The organism is Dehalobacter sp., assembly GCF_030063005.1.
Taxonomy (GTDB): domain Bacteria; phylum Bacillota; class Desulfitobacteriia; order Desulfitobacteriales; family Syntrophobotulaceae; genus Dehalobacter; species Dehalobacter restrictus.
In genome coordinates, this window is the sequence record NZ_JAPDHR010000023.1 from 1 (window position 1) to 19,667 (window position 19,667).

At 41.7% G+C, this 19,667-nt stretch carries 22 protein-coding genes; 8 read left to right on the forward strand and 14 right to left on the reverse strand.

What is annotated here, in order from left to right:
- Window positions 1–516: 516 nt before the first annotated feature.
- The 8 genes from OKX56_RS07700 to OKX56_RS07735 form a co-directional block, all read right to left on the reverse strand.
- On the reverse strand, window positions 517–1,893 hold the full coding sequence (locus OKX56_RS07700) for a reductive dehalogenase (protein ID WP_019225050.1): 1,377 nt from the start codon (window positions 1,891–1,893) through the stop codon (window positions 517–519).
- A 14-nt stretch (window positions 1,894–1,907) separates the two neighbouring features.
- Window positions 1,908–2,216 (reverse strand): hypothetical protein, encoded by a 309-nt coding sequence (locus OKX56_RS07705; protein ID WP_019225049.1) that lies wholly within the window; start codon window positions 2,214–2,216, stop codon window positions 1,908–1,910.
- A gap of 273 nt (window positions 2,217–2,489) precedes the next feature.
- On the reverse strand, window positions 2,490–3,911 hold the full coding sequence (locus tag OKX56_RS07710; RefSeq protein WP_025205309.1) for a reductive dehalogenase: 1,422 nt from the start codon (window positions 3,909–3,911) through the stop codon (window positions 2,490–2,492).
- Between the two features lie 13 nt (window positions 3,912–3,924).
- Window positions 3,925–4,233, reverse strand: a complete 309-nt coding sequence (locus OKX56_RS07715) for a hypothetical protein (RefSeq protein WP_025205308.1) — start codon at window positions 4,231–4,233, stop codon at window positions 3,925–3,927.
- A 371-nt stretch (window positions 4,234–4,604) separates the two neighbouring features.
- Complete coding sequence (locus tag OKX56_RS07720; RefSeq protein ID WP_287896097.1) at window positions 4,605–5,546, reverse strand: Ger(x)C family spore germination protein; 942 nt, start codon at window positions 5,544–5,546, stop codon at window positions 4,605–4,607.
- Complete coding sequence (locus tag OKX56_RS07725; RefSeq protein WP_025205275.1) at window positions 5,543–7,045, reverse strand: spore germination protein; 1,503 nt, start codon at window positions 7,043–7,045, stop codon at window positions 5,543–5,545. The genes OKX56_RS07720 and OKX56_RS07725 overlap by 4 nt, the downstream gene beginning before the upstream one ends.
- Window positions 7,046–7,192: 147 nt before the next feature.
- Complete coding sequence (locus OKX56_RS07730) at window positions 7,193–8,134, reverse strand: trigger factor (RefSeq protein ID WP_025205274.1); 942 nt, start codon at window positions 8,132–8,134, stop codon at window positions 7,193–7,195.
- A 320-nt stretch (window positions 8,135–8,454) separates the two neighbouring features.
- Entirely contained in the window at window positions 8,455–8,838 is a 384-nt protein-coding gene (locus OKX56_RS07735) for a Crp/Fnr family transcriptional regulator (RefSeq protein ID WP_287896099.1), read from the reverse strand.
- 12 nt (window positions 8,839–8,850) lie between these two features.
- Between OKX56_RS07735 and groEL the strand changes: the two genes are divergently transcribed.
- From groEL to OKX56_RS07750, 3 genes are all read left to right on the forward strand, one after another.
- On the forward strand, window positions 8,851–10,068 hold the full coding sequence (gene groEL, locus OKX56_RS07740) for a chaperonin GroEL (protein WP_287896100.1): 1,218 nt from the start codon (window positions 8,851–8,853) through the stop codon (window positions 10,066–10,068).
- Window positions 10,069–10,199: 131 nt separating this feature from the next.
- Complete coding sequence (locus OKX56_RS07745; RefSeq protein ID WP_287896101.1) at window positions 10,200–11,015, forward strand: Crp/Fnr family transcriptional regulator; 816 nt, start codon at window positions 10,200–10,202, stop codon at window positions 11,013–11,015.
- On the forward strand, window positions 10,939–12,057 hold the full coding sequence (locus OKX56_RS07750) for an aldo/keto reductase (RefSeq protein WP_025205263.1): 1,119 nt from the start codon (window positions 10,939–10,941) through the stop codon (window positions 12,055–12,057). Before OKX56_RS07745 ends, OKX56_RS07750 begins: the two co-directional genes overlap by 77 nt.
- Before the next feature lie 2 nt (window positions 12,058–12,059).
- Here OKX56_RS07750 and OKX56_RS07755 read toward each other — a convergent pair whose 3' ends face one another.
- The 4 genes from OKX56_RS07755 to OKX56_RS07770 all read right to left on the reverse strand — a co-directional run bounded on the left by OKX56_RS07755 (window position 12,060) and on the right by OKX56_RS07770 (window position 15,617).
- Entirely contained in the window at window positions 12,060–13,901 is a 1,842-nt protein-coding gene (locus OKX56_RS07755) for a cell wall-binding repeat-containing protein (RefSeq protein WP_242837032.1), read from the reverse strand.
- Window positions 13,902–14,141: 240 nt separating this feature from the next.
- Window positions 14,142–14,603: a GyrI-like domain-containing protein gene (locus OKX56_RS07760; RefSeq protein WP_025205261.1), complete on the reverse strand. Its 462-nt coding sequence runs from the start codon at window positions 14,601–14,603 to the stop codon at window positions 14,142–14,144.
- Between the two features lie 100 nt (window positions 14,604–14,703).
- A complete protein-coding gene (locus tag OKX56_RS07765) occupies window positions 14,704–15,255 on the reverse strand; it encodes a helix-turn-helix transcriptional regulator (RefSeq protein ID WP_242837031.1) in 552 nt (183 codons plus the stop codon).
- Window positions 15,186–15,617, reverse strand: a complete 432-nt coding sequence (locus tag OKX56_RS07770; RefSeq protein ID WP_242837030.1) for a helix-turn-helix transcriptional regulator — start codon at window positions 15,615–15,617, stop codon at window positions 15,186–15,188. Before OKX56_RS07770 ends, OKX56_RS07765 begins: the two co-directional genes overlap by 70 nt.
- A gap of 229 nt (window positions 15,618–15,846) precedes the next feature.
- Between OKX56_RS07770 and OKX56_RS07775 the strand changes: the two genes are divergently transcribed.
- Window positions 15,847–16,770 (forward strand): RluA family pseudouridine synthase, encoded by a 924-nt coding sequence (locus tag OKX56_RS07775; RefSeq protein WP_025205260.1) that lies wholly within the window; start codon window positions 15,847–15,849, stop codon window positions 16,768–16,770.
- 2 nt (window positions 16,771–16,772) lie between these two features.
- Here OKX56_RS07775 and OKX56_RS07780 read toward each other — a convergent pair whose 3' ends face one another.
- The gene (locus OKX56_RS07780; protein WP_025205259.1) at window positions 16,773–16,967 is read right to left on the reverse strand and encodes a YwbE family protein; all 195 of its coding nucleotides are present in this window, start codon (window positions 16,965–16,967) and stop codon (window positions 16,773–16,775) included.
- 37 nt (window positions 16,968–17,004) lie between these two features.
- On the reverse strand, window positions 17,005–17,739 hold the full coding sequence (locus OKX56_RS07785; protein ID WP_287896103.1) for a type II toxin-antitoxin system prevent-host-death family antitoxin: 735 nt from the start codon (window positions 17,737–17,739) through the stop codon (window positions 17,005–17,007).
- 148 nt (window positions 17,740–17,887) lie between these two features.
- Here OKX56_RS07785 and OKX56_RS07790 point away from each other — a divergent pair, with 148 nt between their 5' ends.
- The 4 genes from OKX56_RS07790 (at window position 17,888) to OKX56_RS07805 (ending at window position 19,646) form a co-directional block, all read left to right on the forward strand.
- Window positions 17,888–18,112 (forward strand): hypothetical protein, encoded by a 225-nt coding sequence (locus tag OKX56_RS07790; RefSeq protein WP_287896105.1) that lies wholly within the window; start codon window positions 17,888–17,890, stop codon window positions 18,110–18,112.
- Window positions 18,088–18,345, forward strand: a complete 258-nt coding sequence (locus OKX56_RS07795) for an aldehyde dehydrogenase family protein (protein ID WP_287896106.1) — start codon at window positions 18,088–18,090, stop codon at window positions 18,343–18,345. The genes OKX56_RS07790 and OKX56_RS07795 overlap by 25 nt, the downstream gene beginning before the upstream one ends.
- A 207-nt stretch (window positions 18,346–18,552) precedes the next feature.
- On the forward strand, window positions 18,553–18,885 hold the full coding sequence (locus tag OKX56_RS07800; protein WP_025205256.1) for a hypothetical protein: 333 nt from the start codon (window positions 18,553–18,555) through the stop codon (window positions 18,883–18,885).
- A 239-nt stretch (window positions 18,886–19,124) separates the two neighbouring features.
- Window positions 19,125–19,646, forward strand: coding sequence for a metal-dependent hydrolase (locus OKX56_RS07805; protein ID WP_025205255.1), 522 nt, complete (start codon window positions 19,125–19,127; stop codon window positions 19,644–19,646).
- Window positions 19,647–19,667: the final 21 nt, after the last annotated feature.

Here is a 19,667-nt window from a genome sequence, read left to right on the forward strand (position 1 = left end):
TTGTTTCCTTGTTTATGATCCTCTTGACAACCAACTCTTTGTACTCTTTGTCGTAAGCCATTTTGAATACCTCCGTTATTTTGATTATAGGGGTATTCTCTGTGTCTATCAAACGTGATCTAGGTCACAGGATTTATTTTGCCACCCACTAAATCCCTCTTGTAATAACAGATGTACGTCCCGCAACTAAATTCTACACAAAAAAACAAATTAAAAACGTAACAATTGAATCTAGTCCGCGCCAGGAAGAACACATTAACCAAATACCGTACTTAAAAAGCAATGCAAAGCAAGTGCATATATTTCACATTATTCTTAAATTTATTATACAATCATTCTTGCTATTTTAATTTAATATATAACTAAAACCTCAAGTTTTACACTTTTAGTATTTTCTCTGATCAGGTCTGCAACACTCAGAAAAAGATAATTCTTTCTACTATTAGATTAAATATTATTAAGAGGCACGTTCAGTAACGTGCCTCTTAGTAATACTTAGAAATTAAGTTAATTCAATTAACTGGGAATATTGATTTTATAAAGCTCGGGCCATTCCAGCCACCACTTATATTGGGTAATCTCTTCTGTACCGTAACCGAACATATCATCAATTTTCTTAAGCAATGCTGAGGCGGTCTCGCCTTTGCTGCCGATCCACAAGCCTGCTTCGTGGAACCAGGAGTCTTCCTTGGAATTCCACGGGCAGACTTTTACACATCGGCCGCAATTGACACCTTCGTCATTTCCGGCCCGGAAGGTCGCGCATTTCTTCATATCACTGTTCCAGCGCAGATAACCGTTTTGTACAACAGGATCTTTATCATGGGTAATGGCACCGGCCGGACAATTGTCCGCACATTTATTACAAACCCGGCAGAAATCCAGCAATCCGAAATCAATGGGTTTATCGGGCACGAGCGGCAGATCGGTTGTGACTGCGCCGCATTTGTTGCGGAATCCCATTCTGGGATGAGCAACGCAGTCTCCCGTACGGCTGAGCTCACCCATTCCGGAAGCGATAAGCGCCGGCGGAACGGCCAGATCGTAGTTGCCAAAGTGATGCGCCCTGGCATTATAACCTAGACTCCGAATGTACCGCGCCATAATGACCGCAATATTTGCTACGGCATGATAACACCGGAATGACTGGGATACGGATATTCCGTCATAGCCGGTCGAGGCTAGATAAGTTTCCAAATGCTGTTCCACAGCAAACGTAATAACATAGGGCAAATCCGGTTCTGTGTTCGGGATCTGGTGAATCGGCGTATCTGGCGGAACGATACCCGCGGGGAACAGCCCCTGGGGCGGAACCTGCTTAAATCCATAATAAGCATAGGACGGCATATTGCCGATACCGACTTCATCTGCCCTGAGATAATACGCAACATCTTTCATATGCTGGGACATTTGTTCCGGATCGGGTATCGGAAGTTTCTCGGCATTCGGGACACCGATACAAATCTCATCCGGGCTAACCGTCGCTATTGCCCAGCCAATTCCATCTGTAAGCGGATATCGCTTGGTCTGGGTAAGAAATCCCCATCTGGCCTTCTCTCCGAGTAACCCTCTAAGCGCCAAAGTAAAACCTGAGTCGTATTCACTTGATCTCTGAATCGGCCCCACAATCTTGCTTGTTCCCAACCACTGGTCGTTATGCTCGGCAAAACTTACCGAAGCGCCGCCATAGTTGACAGTAGGACGCAGTTTTGACCATTGTCCCTTTGCCGGCGTATAGTCTAAGCCAAAGTTACTTACAGCCGCATTTGCTATCTTCGATGGAGCTGCGACCGCTCCCATTACACCCATGGCTGCTGCAGCTACACCGCTTTTTAAAAAGCCGCGGCGGCTTACCTGCCCAGGCAGCTTTTTACTTTCGGAATGATCCGACATCAATTTTCCTCCTTTCAAGCCTGTGAAGACTCGGTGACCTTCTTTTTCATTCCAATAAACCCTAATACGCGGGCTAACACTACGGCCAGAACCACCGAGATCCCACCAAACAGGAAAATAGCAGTACTTGTGGCCTTGACGTGTCCTACACTGGCATTAATGTAAACAAATGATACCCCTATACATGTAATAAAAAACCAAATAACAAAAGTTACCCAAACAGTCACGGTCTGCCATGTTTTATTTTGCTTGGCTCTGGGTTTGACGAAAAGAACTCCCGCTAAAAAAAGAATACCAGCCAGGAAAATTAACAAAGTACTCATTTTTTCACCTCCTTTAATTTCACAAATTATATCCCTTGCCAAGCTTTATTGTACTCGTTTTTAAATGTTGGGCATTATCGACTGTTAATCTTTTCTATCCTTGTACGAATATTTTTTATCATTGTTAATATAAGGCCATCTCTTATCTCGACAGATATGATACTGAGATTGATGGCGTATTTCAGCAGGCCTTAAATAGGTGCTTAAAAATAAGAAGCCGCTGCCAACAATCCATAAAATTGCTGGCAGCAGCTTCTTTCGAGAAAACAGTATTTATTGTTTATCTGCCGGTATTCTGATTTTATACATTTCCGGCCATTCCAGCCACCACTTATATCGAGCAATTTCTTCCGTTCCGTAACCAAACATATCATCAATTTTTTTGAGCAGTGATGAAGCTGTCTGTCCCCTGCTTCCAATCCATATTCCGACATCATGGAACCAGGATCTTTCCTTGGAATTCCACGGACAGACTTTTACACACCTGCCACAGTTAACGCCTTCCTCGTTGCCGGTTCTAAACGCTGCACATTTATAGGCATCGGTATTCCAGCGCATGTAGCCGTTAAATGGTATGGGATCTACATCATAGGTTATCGCTTGGTTCGGGCAGGTTTCGGCGCATTTTTTACATACCCTGCAGAAATCCAGCATACCAAAGTCGATCGGTTTATCCGGTACCAAAGGCAAATCTGTCGTAACTGCGGCTACTTTATTTCTGAATCCCATCCGGGGATGCGCCACACAGTCCCCTGTACGGGTCAGTTCTCCCATACCGGCTGCAATCAAAAGAGGTCCCATAACCGCATGATAATTCCCGAAATGATGGGCCCTGGCATTATAGCCTAAGTTACGAATGTATTGTGCCATGACGACAGAAATATTGGCTGTAGCATGATAACTGCGGAAGGACTGCTCAAGGGAAATTCCGTCATACCCCGTTGAAGCCGCATACGTCTCCCAATGCTGTTCCACAGCAACACAAATAACGTAAGGCATTGACTCCGTAACAGGTACATCATCATAAGGGGTTTCAAGGGTAACAATGCCGGCAGCATAGGCTCCTTCAGGCGGATCCATAACCGCTTTATAGTAGCCATAGGCTGGCATTTTCCCGATCCCTACTTCATCCGCTCTCAGATAATACGCAAGATCTTTGATATGCTGAGACATTTGCTCCGGATCAGGAATCGGAAGTTTATCCGGCTTCGGAACGCCGTTTACAATGTTTTCTTTGCTTATTTCCTGCGTTGGAAGCATCAGGGCATCTCCGAGTGGATATCTTATCGCCTGCGAAACAAATCCATATTGGGACTTCTTTCCCAGTAATCCTCTAATTGCATATGGAAATCCACCGTCAGATTCATTTGTTCTTTCTACCTTTCCCAGAATCTGAGAGGTTCCAAGCCACTGATCATTATGCTCTACAAAATGGACTGCGGCGCCGCCGTAATCCATCTTCGGCTTTAATTTTGACCATTGGCCCTTGATGGGTGTATACTCCATTTGTTTATATAATGAATTTTTGTACCCGAGATCAATTACAGCATTTGCCACTCCGGGCGAACTTGCAATTGCTCCCATCACGCCGAGGGCCGTTGCAGCGGCCCCTGCACCTGCTTTTAAAAAACCCCGGCGGCTTACGTGCGCTTGCTGATTGGGTTTTTTATTTCCTTTTTCCGGAATCTCTGACATTAGTTCTCCTCCTTTAGGCTTGTGACGTATGATCTACTTTTTTCTTCATCGTGATGAATCCCAAGATACGCGCTAAGATGATAGCCAGCACCACGGAAATTCCTCCAAATAAGAAGATTGCGGTGCTTGTCGCTTTGACGTGCCCTACGCTGGCATTAATGTAAACAAACGAAATTCCAATCCATGTGATGAAATACCAAACGACAAATAGAGCCCATACCAGCACTGTCTGCCAAATTTTATTTTTAGCAGCGCGCGGCTTGATAAAAAGGATACCGGCTAAAAAAAGGACACCCGCTAAGAAAATCAAAAAAGTACTCATTGTTTTACACCTCCTTTTACCTTCTCGTTAGTAATATCTTAATTAATTAACATTGTATTAGATTTAACAAAACCAGACTTAGTCTAGTATAAGAATTTTTCTTTACAGTTTATTTTTTTATAATGATATAAATAAAAAAAATGCCGACAATGACTTTGTCGACAATCTAATGGTCTTTCGGCTGCGTTCAAGTTTTCATCCACTCTTCAATCAAATCATGTAACCGTGGCAAAGATGTAATAACTATTTGTTTTTTCCATACTTACATTCTCCCCTTGAATTTTTTACTGACAACTTTCTCACAGGTAAAAATACTTGATTTTCAAAAAGATACTTATCTCCTTATACTTTACATTCCCTACATCACTTCCTTACCTTGCTGATGCTTTTTCTTCTATTTTTTTAATCCCGCTTTCGGTATCAAGGTCGGCTGATGTTTGCATTTCACTCAACGCAACCTGCGTTTTGATCTCAATTTTCATTTCAGGCAATTTACCGGTTAAAATCGGTGTCACTTTTGTTTTGCTGTCTATAATCTCAAGGCTTATATCAGGAGAGGCAGATTCCATATTGATTATAAGCAGCCCGCTAGTCACCTGGTTTTTTATAAAAACCAGGTATTTTGATTCATCGCTCCCAAGATAGCCCAGCAGCTTGTCTTTTTTAAAAACTGCCGTGCCACCAAGTTCCGTGATTTTATCGTTTTGATTATTTGCAATATCCAGCGCAGGTAGTATTAATGAGATTCCTTCATCACCCAACATATTATTGGCCTGGTATAATTGCACAGATGCTGTTTTCGACAAAAACTTGGGATTGTTCTTATCTATATTACTAAGAGCATAAGAAGTTATGGGATCGTTAAGGCTTTTTTGTTCGATCACCTCTTTTGCTGTCTTCTCTTTGGAGATAAAAAGATTAATCGTGATTCTGGGTTCAGAATCTCTGTTAAGCCAGTCCAAAACCGGGGCTATGCCTTCGTGTGCCAACTCATTGCTGATGATCACTGTTTTACAGTCTCCGTAATACAGTTTTTTATCGGATCTCTTTAGGGCATTTCTGACCGCGTCAAATATTGTATTTCCATCCGATTCAATTAATTGGGATTTTACAGTTGGTCCCTGCGTACCGTCACCTCCTGATTGACCCAATATCTCGAAAGTCAGATGATATCCGGTACCGTCGCTACCTTTATCAAAGGCCGTTCCGGTAACAACTGCAAGTGTTTCCAGTTCTCTGTAATTAGCGCATCCCGTCATCAGTATTGGAATAAAGATTGACAAGAAGATTAAAACTTTTCTTTGCCTTTTCATTCCGGATCACCGTCTGAATTGCTTCTGGTTTTATCAACAGCCATAAATTGGGGCCTTTTCATCATATTCCACCATGGTGACCTTATATACATATCTTGTTTACTCTGTAAGCCGTTCATAATAGGGATTCCAAAAGACCGGATATTGAACAAATATATCATTAGACCCATCATGCCGAAAATATATCCGTATAAGCCGAGTATCGAAGAAAGACACAGCAATATAAAGCGTATGATAATAATTCCGCCCTTAATTCTGGGTATCAATAGACCGGTAATACCTGCTGTTGCCACGATGACAATCACAGGTGCGCTGACTAGCTTAGCATCTACGGCAGCCTGTCCGACAACAAGAGCGCCGACAATACTCAGAGATTGACCGATATTGCTGGGCATTCTGTTTCCTGTTTCCCGCAATATTTCAAACATAATAAGCATCAAAAACATTTCAACTACCGTAGGCATAGGAACACTCTGACGGGCCATTATAATACTCATCATCAATGGTGTTGGCAGTATTTCATGGTGAAAGCATGTTATGGCCACATAAACAGCCGGTGCACTTATTGTCAACAAAAACCCGAAGATTCTTAATAACCTGCCTATCGACGCAAAAAAATAATTGAGATAATAGTCGTCACTGCTCTGAAAGTGCTCAATGAAAAGATGGGGCAACGTTAACACAACCGGTGTGCCGTCCAAAAACAGCGCTATCCTGCCTTCTAAAAGCTTCCCTGCAACAGTATCAGGTCTTTCCGTACTTCCGATTGTCTTGATGGGGGAGTAGGGTTCTTCGTCGATAAGTTCACTGATATAATTGACATCCAACGTGCCGTCAATTGAAAATTTATCGAGCCTTCTTTCAAGCTCGGCCAGAATATCTTTATTAGCCACACCCTCAATATAACAAATACACCCTTTTGTTTGCGTTCTGGCTCCGAATACCTTGAATTTGATTTTTAAATCCTGTGTTCTGAGTTTCCTCCGAAGCATCGTTAAATTGGCCATGATGGATTCATTAAAGCCTTCACGCGGACCTCTTAAAACCCTTTCTGCCTCAGGTTCTGCAATGGCTCTGGTTGCCCAGCCTTTTGTATTTAAAATAAGAGCATCACTGTATCCATTAACCAGCAGCACCGAATCCCCATACACAATAGCCTGAATGATTTGATAAAAATCAGATGTTTTATCAACACTGCCGGATAAGGTGACCTGCTTAGCAACAATATTAATAAGATCGGATACTTTTGGATCGAACTTATGTTCCAAAAGCGGTTTTATAATATCTTCATTTAATAATTTGTTATTAACCATGCCGTCAATATAAAAAATGCAGCATTTAATCGTAGTATCCGTTTGATTTTCAATATAACGGGTGATCAGTGTTTCATCATCTTTAAAAATGTTTCTTATGAGACGTATATTTGTATTTAAATCAGTCGTTAAAATTGGTCGGTTGTTATCTTTAATCTTTGAAGCGTAAATTCTCCGAATCCACATCCCAAAATACACTTCCATCCGTACTGTGATGCATGGCTTCAATACTGTATTGTACCAATAAGACATATAGTTTATTCATTTTTTCAGCTAGCACTTTTAGGCGCCTATAAAGGCAGCAGGTATCTTTAGCTAATAGGTTACTTGATTTTAATGGACATTAAAATTGTTCAGACATAACCAATGCAAAACCTTTTCTCTTAAAAGATATAATTCAAAGGACTGGTCGGTAGGAAAGTATTTTGTGAATTCCTCTGACGCCGCCTCATCCTCTGTGTATTTCGCTTTTTCTAGAGCAAATTCTTCAGTGGTAACTTCAATCTGTTCCATGTTGCAAATCTCATTGATCACCAGGTTTTCCATAATCATTCGTCTGGTTACTCTTTCGCATTCCATTCTAAAATATGCGTCGTTTTCATTAATTTGCATTATTCGGTCAATGTCAGGAGAACTTGAATTCATAATTGACATTTTAGTTTGTTCAATTATCTTATTTAAAGCTTGATCAAACTCATCTTCATCAAATTCGTAACTGGAGTTTTCGATAATTGTTTTCAGAACTAAGTCCCTTTTTTGTTGATAAATATTGGCTAAACCTCTGGATTTCAATATAGCCGCATACTTTTCTTTCATTTCGTCCAAGGTACGGCAATCCGTTTCCATTTTTTGTACTAAGTCATCTGTGATTTCCGGGATTTTTTTATAAAGGACATCCGTAATCGTTGCGTATAAACTAACTTTTTTATTCCTGATCCTTTCAATGACACAGGTCTCATCAAAATTGATTTCCATGCTAAAGCTTTCCCCCAATTTTTTGCCGATAGCGTTCATAAACTCTTTCAAGTAACTCTTATCACCTACTTTATACTGCAGTTTGTTTTGGCAAAATTCTGGGACTAAAACTCCTCTTTCCTTGGCCTCGACTTTAATAATGATGACATCTTCCTCTTCGACGGTTGTATTCTGCTTGCACCAAATATCCACGGTATTTAGGATTGATTCAAGTACTGCTTTTTCTAAATCTTTTTGATCAAACCCTTTCGGTTCAGCCAGACTTAAATTTTTGTATTGACCAAGAATAAATTTATGCATTGTATTCCTCCTGTAAACATTATAACTATTTAAATTCTATCCCATGACTCAAAAATAAAACTTAACCATGATATACTTTTTGGATAATCAGGTTCTAATATTAGGGTAAGCATTTGCACTGTGTTGCTCATAATATGAGGAAGATGGCAGTACTAAATCAGTACTAACTGATAAAAAGATGAGCTGAAAAAATTGGGCTAGATAGGTTAAGGGGACGTCGCGAAATAAAGTTTCGTTACGTCCCCTTCGTGGTTGTGCTTAATCACAGCCTTCAGTTGAAGGCAAAAATATTTTTAAGCAATAAAATTAAATAGGTTATTCTATTCTTCTTCATAAAGCATAAGGTATTTATTTAGCTTTTCCACATCATAGACGATAAGTTTCTTCCCGTCCTTTCCTAAGATCTTTTCGTTTTTTAGTTTTTTAATGACATTGCACACCGTTATAAAATGCAACCCGGTAATTTGTGAAATATAGTTCTGCGGCAAGGGGATGTCAATAAGACACTTTCCATCCTCATATACGCCTACCTGTAAAACAAGATTTCTAATCAGATGACATATTCTTGTTGTAGCTGTATCATAGGTTCTTTCTACTAACTTTTCTTCAAAGTAGTTTGATTTTTGGCTTAAACCCTTAAGGATTTCTAGCGCAATCGTATTGTCATTGGAGATGATCTGCAGAAGCTGTCCACTTGTAAACATACATGTTTGGGTATGAGTAAGGCAATTGACTTAGTAATAACCAAGCTTAGAGAAAATGCCACTGAAGTAAAAACAATAGAACAAATCCAACAACTGGCGACCGTTTCATCCGGTGAGGAGGAAATTGGAAGAATCATTGCCCAGGCCTATCAAAAAGTAGGAATGAATGGAATTATCCAGTTTGAACTGGGTAAAAAACAAGAAACAATCTTAGATATTGTGGATGGCATTAAATTTGCCAAAGGATATCTTTCTCCTCTCATGATCAATAAGCAGGAAAAGGCCTGTGTAGAGTTGGAGAATCCATTGATTCTGATTGTTGATGAGAGGATTACGTATATCTATCAAATCATGAGCGTTCTGGAAAGTGTTGTTTCCAGTCAAAGGCCCTTGCTTATTATTTCCGAGGACATCTCAATAGAACTATTGAAGTTGTTAGTGTCCAACAAAATAAATAAAACCATGGAGATCGCTGCCGTTACATCCCCTGGTTACGGGGAGAGGCGGAAAGCTTATCTGGAGGATATTGCCACACTTACAGGGGGAATGGTAATCTCTGAGGAAAACGGGATTACCTTGGAGGAAGTACTCAGCCAACATCTGGGCGGCGCTAAAAAAGTAATTGTCCAAAAAGAAAGCACTTCCATAATTGGCGGGTATGGTTCTAAGACCGAGATAGAGGAAAGAGCCCAACAAGTTAAAGCGCGAATTGCGGATGCTGAGGACGATTGGACCAAAGGTAAGCTTCTGGAGAGATTAGGATGGCTGAATGGAAAGATCTGTACTGTTAAAGTAGGGGGGGCTACAGAAGCAGAAGCGATCAGAAAACAATATTTAGTAGAAGATGCTTTGAACTCTACAAGAGCAGGGATCGAGCATGGTGTTTTACCCGGAGGCGGAGTTGCTTTACTGGAAGCAGCAAAAATTTTGGAAACTGTTCAAAGTGCTAATAAGGGTGAAATGGCAGGAAACAAGATTGTATCCGAAGTCTTAAAACTACCAGTAAAAATTCTCGCCGAAAATAATGGACGTAACTCCTTGGAGGTTATCTCAGAAATCATGACTTTACCTCAAGGATATGGGTATGATGCGCTAACAGACTGTTATGTGGACCTTGTGGAGCAAGGAATTTTTGACGCAGCAGAAGTGACTATTCAGGCATTGCAAAATGCTTATTCTGTTGCAGCTTTGGTCATTAATTCTGAGGGTTTAATCACGTATGAGGTCTGAAATAAAAATGACCATACAAATCCAAAAATTATTTAAATATATACTTGATTAATAAATAGAGGATAAAGATTTGTAAAAACATTTTGTTTGGGTAAGTATATGTTAAAAATTAAAATGGGTGGGTGTATGTGATGAATAGTAACGTTCATTTTTGCCTAAAAAGTATACCGACTTTTTCCTCTCTGGACCAAAGAATACGTGGCAAGATGTGCTCTTTTGCCAGCCAGAGATTATACAAAGTTAACGAATATATTTTTAAACAGGATGAGGCGGCTGATACCATTCGTATATTGTTGTATGGCGTCTTGAAACTTTTTAGAGTAAATGAGTGCGGTACAGAAACCATTCTTGATTATGTATCTCCAGGCGAAGTCGTCGGATACGATACTTTCTTCCAGCAAAATGTTTATAATTATACTTCTTGTGTTGCTGTAATAGAATCTAGAATATGTTGTATAGATCGGGCCAATTTTGAAAGACTTTTGATGGATGAACCCACTTTAATGCAAACTACATTATCTGAAATGAGCAATTATTTAGCTAATTTAAATCAAAATATATTGGGTAATAAGATTATGCCTGCCAAAGAAAAATTAAAAAGCACTTTTTTATCTTTAGGCCAAGATCATGGTGTAGAAATTGAAGGCGGAATCAGAATCAATATAAAATTAACTCAGCAAGAAATTGCAGATTTGATTGGAATTTCCCGGCCGGTAGCCTGTCAATTAATTAGCGAACTTGTTGATGAAGGATTCATTGATAGAGCTATACATACCTCCCCTGCCGTATGCTTGACGGAATGGCAAATCTACTTTATTCTCTATTTATTGAAAATTTTTATTGCACGTGAACGGTGCCAGGAGATAAATCATGGACTATTTAGGCAAAAATATACGGAAGCTCGGTTTTGGACTGATGCGGCTTCCGATAATCGAAAAAGAAATTGACCTTGCGCAGACCAAAGAAATGGTTGATCTGTTCATGGCCAAGGGTTCCACTTACTTTGATACGGCGTACGGCTACATCAATGGGAAATCGGAAGAGGCCATCAAGACAGCCCTTGTTGACCGCTATCCCCGCGAGAGCTTTCAACTTGCGACCAAGCTTCCGGCCTGGGCGGCTGCCACTGCCAAAGATGCGAAAGAAATGCTCCATACCTCGCTTCGGCGCACAGGAGCCGGATATTTTGATTACTATCTGATGCATAATGTGAGTGAAAGCCGCAAGAAAGTCTTTGACGACTTCGGTATCTGGGATTATATGCTGGAGCTGAAAGAGAAGGGACTTGCCCGTCATATCGGTTTTTCTTACCATGACAAGGCTGATTTACTCGACCGTATCCTGACTGAACACCCGGAGACAGAATTTGTCCAACTTCAGATCAACTATGCTGATTGGGAAAGCGAATCCGTTCAGTCACGCCAATGCTATGAAGTGGCACTTAATCATAATAAACCGATCATTATCATGGAACCCGTCAAGGGCGGCGTACTGTCAAACCCTGCCGACAGTGTCCGGAAGATATTTGAAGAAGCTGATCCTAAGGCCTCTTTGGCATCTTGGGCCATTCGCTTTGCCGCTTCTTTGGACAATGTCATCACTGTGCTCAGCGGGATGTCTACTTCCCAGCAGATGAAAGATAATCTTTCCTATATGGAGGATTTCCGGCCTTTGAGTCTGGAAGAAAAGGCCGTGATCGTACGGGCACGGGAGGCTCTCCGTGCGATTCCCTCTATTCCTTGTACCTCGTGTGCGTATTGCGTTAAAGGATGCCCACAGCAAATTCACATACCGGTTTTTTTAGATGCCTTGAACCGGAATATGATCTTCGGTGATTTACAAGGTGCCAAAAGGACTTATCAAATTGCCTTGATGCTGGGCAGCACAAAGCCTTCCGCGTGTATTGCCTGCGGCAACTGTGAAGACGTCTGTCCTCAGCAAATCCATATTATTGACACGTTAAAGGATGCCGCAGCTCTCTCGGAATAGGATTAATTCGTTTGCAGTTCAACCATCTTAGCTTGAATTGCATTCAATAAATCCTGCCAGGTCTTGTTATATTTTTTAAGGAACGGGATTGGATCAATATGATCTGTTTCCCGATAGGCATAAGAGATATCCATATGACTGAAGATATCTTTTTGGGGGTCCCAACCATATCGGATACAAGCGTCTGCAACCAAAAGAACGGTCTGATCCCAAACTTTTTTAAATTGCTCGGGCTGATTTCCTTCCGGTTCACACATTTCTACGGAAAGGTACCTTTGGTTGGCTGTTCGGGCAGCATGCCAGGCCATTTCGTCTTCCGGAATCATTTGCACGGTTTCAGTCCAATCCGCAACATAATGGGTAGAGGAATAACGGTTGGGGTAATTAAAATATTGAACTATTTTCTGTGCGGTGGCCCCAGGATCCGCTGTGGAATGAATGACAAATCCTTGGGGGGATAAAGGCGTAGTCGGCCGGTTGTAAGAGAGCAGCTGTATCCCCACTTTAAGACTCGGGAAACGGACCGGAAGCGTCCTTGACTCCGTGAGACTTCCTGTGCTTGGTCTGAGAATTCCTGAACCATCTGCATCCGCAATAACCTTAAAATTATAGTTGCCAATGTCCTGAACGCTTTTGTCATTGAGTGTCAGGATTATTTTTTGACCGGTCGTAACGTTCAGGCCCGATATCTTGACCCTTTGTCCAGCATCGAAAATCTGTTCAGGGGTTAATGCATTCATGGCTCCGTTTATCGTGATTTTATCCTGCCCGGCTATCGCCAAGTACTTATCCGGAAGGAAGAACTCCACGGTTCCGTTGTTCATGTTTTCCCCAGGAAGATAGACCAGGTAAATATTCTTGGTGGCTCCCGCGATTGTACTCGCCGGAGATACTGAAAGTTCGCCATCGTTGGTATTGGCTAAATTAATGATCCGCTGCAGGACCGGAAATTTAACTGCATTCTCTCCGCCAAGTCCCGTCACCACCGTAAAAGGTGTGATCTTCCCTTTAAGATATTTTTGCGTAACCTCCGGCAGGGTGTCACGCACGAGAATAAGCGGGGATGATGATTTAGCAGCCAGTACAGCACCAGTTAAAGCATCGGCGAACTCTGTTCCTTTGGGCCCCTCACCCACAGCAACAAACAAGCGGGAAAAATCCAATTGGCCGGAAAAGTACGCTAAAACCGCTACATTGGTGGCATAACGGTCAGAACCAGCTAACCGGAAAGCTTCCGGCACTTGTTGGGCTACCCCCTCGCTGATTACGCCTGTACCTCCAACAATATAGGCTTGCTCAATGGTCTGTTTTTGCACATATTCCTTGACGCTTTGCGGCAGCCTGTCTTTACCGGCGAGTAAGATCGGTATTTCCGCTTGAGCTGCCACCACCGCAATGGAGAGTGCATCCGGATAATTCTTCCCTGTCGCCAGAATCATCTTGTTGCTGTTTAACTCTCTGGCGATTTTTACCGATGTTTCATAGCGGTCATTACCGGCGAGACGAATGATCTCGATCACACCGGCTTCACGCAGTGTTATCTCAATCTCCGCAGAGATGCTCGAAGTCCCGCCTGTAATAAATACGCGCTTGACACCAAGCCGTTGAATCTCACTCTGTGCATCAGCATTCAGGGATTCAGACTCCGTCAGCAGGATTGGAGCATGATACTTCGCCGCCAGTGGCCCGGCGCAGAGAGCGTCTGCAAAGTCATCGCCGCGGGCCAAGACAGCATACTCCGACGATTCCCATCCTTTCTGGGAAATGGCTGCCGCTGTCGCATAACGGTCTGAACCATAGATTCGATCGATTTGAGTCGTATCTGCATTCGCTGAGCTTGTCATCCATCCGGTGAAAAAAAGAAAACAAAATATAAGTAATCCACTGGATCGAAGGTGTCTTAATAATTTTATGTACAATCTGCTTTCCTCTTTTGTTTTATTTCTTGTCAAATCATGATGTTTCCATAAGAGAATTGTACTATATTTATTCCTTTCACCACCAGTTGATATGTTTTCCTCTTCTAGAAATAGATGTAAAACCTCCAAACAGAAATTGTAAGGAGGTTTTATGAACCCAGGATTTTATTTTTCAATAATGGGCATTACAATTCTGGTCAGAAGCTCACTCTCCGGAACATCGCTGGGCGCATTACAGTAGTATTCGTAATACACGCCAGCCGGTTTGCAGCCATTTTCTTCGATCCAGCGGAACATTTCGTTATAAGGCTGCTCCATCCCGCTATAGGGTCCCTTGTAAATGCAGCTGGCAGATTTGCCGGCTGGAATCTCCCGAGCATGAATCTCCTCCTTATCCGGGAAAAGCTTAGCAACGGGAAACCCCATTTCTACATCCAGGTTTTCCATATCCAGGTTGTAGTAGGCAGTATACGGAGCATCGACCGGCTGGACACCGAGTTCATTCAGATACCCCATGATTTTCCCATAGCTTTCGCCGATCACTTTCGGCAGTTCGGCCACGGTCGTTTTCGCTGTGACCACCAGGGCAGGCTGAGCTTTACGCTCCGAAAGTTCAATTTGAAACATGACACTTTTCTCCCTTTCAAATATTTTTGTTCCATTGAGTTTTCACTATCTCTAAGTTTTCACTACCTCTATCTTACTGGAATGCATTGACAATAGGATGTCATATTTGAGGAGCTTCGTATTTTTCTAAAGCCTGTTTTAACCGTTCGGTAACGATTCGCCGGATATGTACGGGCTCCAATACTTCAACATAGCTGCCGAAAGAAAGGATATAGCCATAGACCCACTCATCTTCCGGAAAGTCCACCTCGACGACCAAAGTGCCGTCCTCATTTTTTGTAATGAGTTCTTCGGCAAAATCATCGTAAATCCGGTTTAAGATCCTGGGCTGAAACTTTAGTTTAAGATGGACAGAATCCGGTAGGCCGCTTGCCTCTTCTTCCCATTCCGGACAAAGCCTCGGGGTAAATGTTTCTTCCAAGACCATAACATTTTTAACTCTGGTCAGACGAAAAATGCGGTGCCCTTCCCGCTTGCGGCAGTAAGCAATTAAATACCAGGTATGGCCTTTGTACAGCAGCCTCTCCGGTTCAGCCGAACGGCTGCTTTTTAGGCCATTGGAATTTACGTAATCAAAGGAAATTACCCTGCGCTGCCAAATCGCTTCTTTAATATCGTTGAATTTATTCTTTTCATTGGGCGTGTGCTCCAATAAGAGAAATCAATCTCGATCCGATCTTTGCGGGAGGGCTCCTTAAACACCGCTCCAAGTTTTGTCAGGATATCCTCGCTTTGCGGATATCCGGTAGCTTGCAGGGTCTGCAAAGCAAGCAGCAAACCGTCCCTCTCCTGCTCACTGATCATGACCTTGCTCAGAGAATACTCCTCCAGCAGCGATATTCCCCCGCCGTTGCCTCTGGTCATCACCACCGGAACCCCGGACGTGGATAGAATATCAATATCCCGGTAAATCGTCCGCACAGATACCTGAAACCGGTCGGAGAGCTCACCGGCAGTGATGGTCCCTTTATTCAATAAAAGAATAATCATTTCCAAAAGCCGGTTGATCTTCATCGTTTCACCTCTTAGAACATATGTTCTATTGTTATTTTATACCATCAACAGATTAAATGCAATAATTAAATATATAGGAGGCCAAATGGCTGATAGAAAATCTCGCCTATTGCTATTTATTCAATAATAGCTAATACTAAAATGTCAGAGTTTTTTTATCATAATGGCAATTATCTTATGGAAAGATTCTCGCTTACTCAAAATAATATGATCATGAAGGGGTTAACAGATGAAAAAAGCAAATACCAAACATCGTCCAGAGAAACAAGCTTCCCTTATCGTTGATAAAGAAAATGAATTGTTAAAGTTCCTTATCGCTCAGTTGCCACAACAAGGGAGAAACTCTATTAAGTCACTTCTCGCCCATCGCCAGATTTCTGTAGACGGCGAAGTAACAACTTTGTTTAACTATCCGTTGGTTGCTGGTCAAAAGGTTAACATTAATCGGAGCAAAGTCTATCAAGAAAGAAGAGAGCTCAAGCCCCTGGGGCTAAAGATTTTCTTTGAAGATGAATATCTTATCATCATAGAAAAACCTGCCGGAATGCTTTCAATCGCGACCGACAGAGAAAAGGAATTAACAGCTTATAATGTTTTAAGTACACATATCAAAAAAAGAGATAATCAGAGTCGGGTTTTTGTTGTACATCGACTGGATAGAGAAACCTCCGGGGTCATGATGTTTGCCAAAAGCGAAGAGATAAAGGAAAAACTCCAAAACGCCTGGAAGGAAGTTGTTCTGGAAAGAAGTTATGCCGTGGTTGTTCATGGTCCCCTAACCGACGATCAAGGGACCATCACCTCTTGGTTAACGGAAAATAAAGCGCTTCGAATGTACTCTAGCAAGACTCCCAATGGGGGGCAAAAAGCCGTGACCCATTACAAGGTATTGGAAAAAAACAATTCCTATTCTTTATTGGAGGTAAAACTGGAGACCGGCCGCAAAAATCAAATACGTATTCATATGCAAGATATCGGGCACAGTGTTATCGGGGATATAAAATATGGAGGAATAAAGAGCAGCATCAACCGGTTAGGACTTCATGCTCACATCCTGGCTTTCAAGCATCCGGTAACCAATGAAATTATGCATTTTGAAAGTCCGATTCCTAAAGAGTTCTTGAGTTTTTTTCATAAAAAACAAAATAAGTAATCCTAAGGAATGATTTGCTTTACTCGACCTACAATGCCATTACTTAGCCGGACTTTAATTCCATGAGGATGATTCGATGAATTCGTTAGAATATCTTTAACGATTCCTTCGGTCAATTTTTCTGTTCGCTGATCTTGTTTTTGTACGATAAAAACGTGTGTGCCGGGCTTAATATTTGCACGATTATTTCCATCCATCAATATGAACACCTACTTATTGCTAATTTTCTGGCAGCTAAATCTCAGAGAAAATATCAGATAAAAGTATTTCCAAATCCGGAAAGACAGTCGATTGAATCGTATCTCCCTGCTGGAAACTCCTTAGATTGTCTATATCTCTTTCTTTAGAAAAAGCGTATTGAAGAATGCTTTTGTTTTCCAGACTTACAACCCAGTATTCTAAAACACCGCTTTTCATATAGAGATTTAATTTGGCAACCAGATCTTTGCCTTTGGTCGAAGGAGACAAGACTTCGACCACCAGAGTCGGTATGCCTTCATACTTGTTCTTTTCATTAACCTTGTCTTCATCACAGATCACGATGACATCCGGCTGGACAACATTCGGATCTTCTTCAAACTTGGTCGCATAACCGAAAAGCCGTATATCCAACGGAGCGGTTAAGGATCGACAAGGTTTTCCCCTAAAATAGTTATAAAAATGACCGGATATTTCGTTAACAACCACCTGATGGGTAAAGGAAGGTGAAGCTAACAGATAAATCTCACCGTCGATCAGTTCGTACCTTTGATCAGAGGAATCAACCAGCTCCATATATTCTTCATAGCTCACCGTTTTTGTCGATCGATATGTATTTGCTTCTTCGTGGACAAGGAAATAGTCCGGTTCGTTATAACGGATGAGTTTGGCAACACTCTTGCCGTTCTTGGTAATAATAATATCTTCCTTCTCTACCAGAGAAAGATATTTTCCAAAAGCATTTTGCATATCTGTGGTATTGATACGCATAAGATCACCTTCATCCTGGATTTACCAACTTAGGTATTATTATAAAAAATATTAGCTACTATGTCAATTTATTATTAGCTAATGTTCTTTTCTCACATTTTTATAAAGCGAGAATGATCTCGCTTTCTTCCGAGAAAGGAGTCGTTCAATGGGAATACATGAAATCACCGAAAACCAACACCGCTATTTTTTCAGCGGCAAGACCCGCCCTGTAGAATTCAGAATCTCGGCACTCCGAAAATTACAACGTGCCTTGCGTGAAAATGAGGATGGTTTATGTACTGCAATGATGCAGGACTTCAATAAGCCACCCTTCGAAACCTATATGACGGAAATCGGTATTGTACGATGGACGGCGCAACCAAGGCCATAGGCGGCGGATATGCCGAGCCAAGACGTTTTATTGAACCAACCGTATTGATCGACGTTAAGCCCGAATCTCCCATCATGCAGGAAGAAATCTTCGGTCCCATTTTACCCGTGATGACCTATACAGATATCGAAACGGTTATTGAATATATCCGGAGTCATCCGAAGCCTCTGGCGCTCTATTTGTTCACTTCAAGCAAAGCGATGGAGGATAGTCAAAAAGTCCACTTGGCTTGATCTGTCCATGAGATATCACCCTTATACAGATAGAAAGTTCAAACTAATCAAGCGTTTTTTGAAGTAGAAGTATGATTCCTTCTAAGCTGCTTAAAATAAAGACTGGAAAGGGCAAGTTAAAATAAAGGAGGGCTTATAATTAACAAAACAAAGTTAATTGCATTATCCCTAACCGTTGCTTTAATTTTTACTTTGTCATTGTCTTTCGTGGCAATTGCTGCTACGGAGCAGAATAGCCCGAACGTACAATCCCCGTCCTGCTATGACAAAATGATCGACAGAATATCGCAAGAAAAGGGAATTTCTAAGGAAGAAGCTAAAGTTCGATTAGAGGCAAAGCTCAAGGAGATCGCCCAGAAAAAAGGTATTACGGTCGAAGAACTGAAAAAGCGGATGGCGGAAGGTAAATGCTGCAAAGGCCACGGAAAAATGGATGAAGCGAAACTTAAGGAAATAGCTGAAAAAAAAGGCATAACGGTTGAAGAGCTAAAGCAGAGGATAGAAGAACACCATAGCAACAAGGAAAAAGCTCTTCAGTAGCGGATAGACACCCTGCTGACAACATGATTATTCTTGCCCTTTCCTTTACTATTCACCTCAATACTGATCCCTTTGAGCACTTATTTTTTTTGTCAAATGATTTCATCGGCATGGATTTTGGCAATGATCCTTTATTTCGTGGTACAATATATCCGGCGATTAGGATGTAACTGACAATAAGAAGCCTTACCGCTGACCATACCAGCGATAAACTGTGATTTGCAATCAGGGAGCAAGATATGATTTTCTTCGGACATTTAGGATTGACAGGATTAGCTGCAAAAGCAGCCGAAAAATCCTTAGGAGACATCAAAATTGATTACAGAGTAGTCTTCGTCGGGTCCATTTTGCCCGACTTGATTGATAAACCTATCGGCCGTTTTTTGTTTGCCGAAACCTTCCATACCGGTAGAGTATTTGCACACACGTTATTGTTTATCTTTCTCTTATTGGGGATTGGATACTATCGTTGGCATAGATATCAAAAAAGTGGTTGGTTGGTGTTGACCGGAAGCTGTCTTTTCCATGACATATTTGACGCCATGTGGATGATTCCGGAGACATTTTATTGGCCGCTTTACGGCATGAAATTTTATGCGTCAACAGAAGGGTCATGGCTTCAAGCAGATTTGACCAGCCTAATGACCGATCCGGCATCTTATGTGCCGGAGATTACGGGGTTTATCATCATCCTGTATTTCATCCGAAAATTGATTGTACACCATAGGGCTAAGGCTTTCCTCCAAAATGGCGTACTATAAAGAGCAGTGACTCGGCCGCCC